A 1,638-nucleotide genomic window follows, 5' to 3' on the forward strand; every position below is an offset into this window, starting at 1 on the left:
GGCGGCCCGTCCCCTGCAATGACGTAGGTTGCGCGCCGTTGGCGTGCCGAGCTACACCAATGCACCTGGCCGACAGGCGGTCAGGTCGTTGCGAACTTGCAAGGAGACGGGCCATGAAGGAATCTAGCACTCTGTACGTGGGATTGGATGTTCACAAGGACAGCATCGACATTGCCACAGCGGACGCCGGGAGGGAAGGTGAGGTGCGACATGTGTGCAGCATCGGCGGTGACTTGGTTGGGCTGGACAAGGCGCTGCGCCGGCTGATCAGCAGGGGGCACCGCTTGCATGTGGTCTACGAGGCAGGCCCGTGCGGGTTCGTGATCTGGAGGCACTTGAGCACGCAGGGCATCGACTGCGAAGTCGTCGCACCGTCGTCGATTCCGAAGCGCTCGGGGGACCGCGTGAAGACGGATCGGCGCGACGCGATGATGTTGGCGCGGCTGTCCAGGTCGGGGGACCTCACCGCGGTGCGTGTGCCCGACGCGGCCGACGAAGCAGTGCGCGATCTGGCACGCAGCCGCGAGGACGCTGTGCGCGAATGCCGCAACGCGCGCCACCGCTTGAAGGCGCTGCTGCTGCGAAGCGGCATCGCCTACGCGGGCAAGAGCGCGTGGACGGCGGCGCACCTGCGCTGGCTGTCCACGCTGAAGATGGAGCACGCGGCGCAGCAGATCGCCTTGCAGGAGTACCTGCACGCCGTGACCGAGGCCACGACCCGCATCGGCAGGCTCGAGCAGGCGATGCGCGACACGCTGCCCGAGTGGGGCCTGGCGCCGGTGGTGCAGGCGCTGCAGGCCATGCGCGGGGTGCAACTGGTCGCGGCGATGACGCTGGTGGCGGAACTGCAGGACTTCCTGCGCTTCGACAACCCGAGGCAATTGATGGCCTACGTCGGCCTGGTGCCGGGCGAACATTCCTCGGGACCGAAGCGGCGCCAGGGCAGCATCACCAAAGCCGGCAACAGTGCGGCGCGGCGCATGCTGGTGGAGGTGGCGTGGCACTACCAGCACAGCCCCCGCGTGAGCCCGATCATCGCTGCGCGGCATGACCAACTGCCCAAGGCCGTCACCGACATCGCCTGGAAGGCACAGCTGCGGCTGAACGCCAAGTTCAAGCGCCTGGTGGCGCGCCGGGTGCTGAAGAACAAGGCCGTAGTCGCTGTGGCGCGTGAGCTCACGGGGTTCGTCTGGGCGATAGGGCGCGAGGTCCAGAGTTCGGGTTGGCAGAGCATCAAGGTCGAGCAAGCCGGCGCGGACTGAGAAGACCGAATACGAATACCGCTGAACAAGGGGAAAAGACAGGAGGCGCGCAGACCCAGAGACTGACTCAGATGCCGGAGGGGGAACGCGGCGCAGCCGCGGCCACTGGGGAACCCTCGACAACGTTATTGGTGGGCCAGGCGTGTGGCAACGCATGTCGGGCAATCTCAGACCCTAGAGCGAAGGCAGCCCCGCGACGTAAATCTGTCTTGAGGTAACCAACCCTCGCATATCAGCATGAACAACCGTCGCACATCCATTACGGGTGGCAACCTCAGGCTCCGTCGCGTTCCCCGTCCGGCAACGGGAATCATGAGATCTGCAATTGCAGAGGGCTGACTTTTGCCTCTTGACAGAAAGAAGCCATATCAACGTT

Annotated in this window: 1 protein-coding gene; it reads left to right on the forward strand. The window is 65.3% G+C overall.

The genetic code is table 11. The features are described from left to right. Positions 1-113 precede the first annotated feature (113 nt). On the forward strand, positions 114-1,262 hold the full coding sequence (locus JMV16_RS21105; RefSeq protein ID WP_201496299.1) for an IS110 family transposase: 1,149 nt from the start codon (positions 114-116) through the stop codon (positions 1,260-1,262). Positions 1,263-1,638 lie beyond the last annotated feature (376 nt).

This window comes from Rubrivivax sp. A210, from assembly GCF_904426505.1.
Classification (GTDB): domain Bacteria; phylum Pseudomonadota; class Gammaproteobacteria; order Burkholderiales; family Burkholderiaceae_C; genus Rubrivivax.

What these genes read in the sequence shown, in the direction of transcription:
- JMV16_RS21105 (WP_201496299.1), top strand. Translation starts at nt 114, where the DNA reads ATGAAGGAATCTAGCACTCTGTACGTGGGATTGGATGTTCACAAGGAC.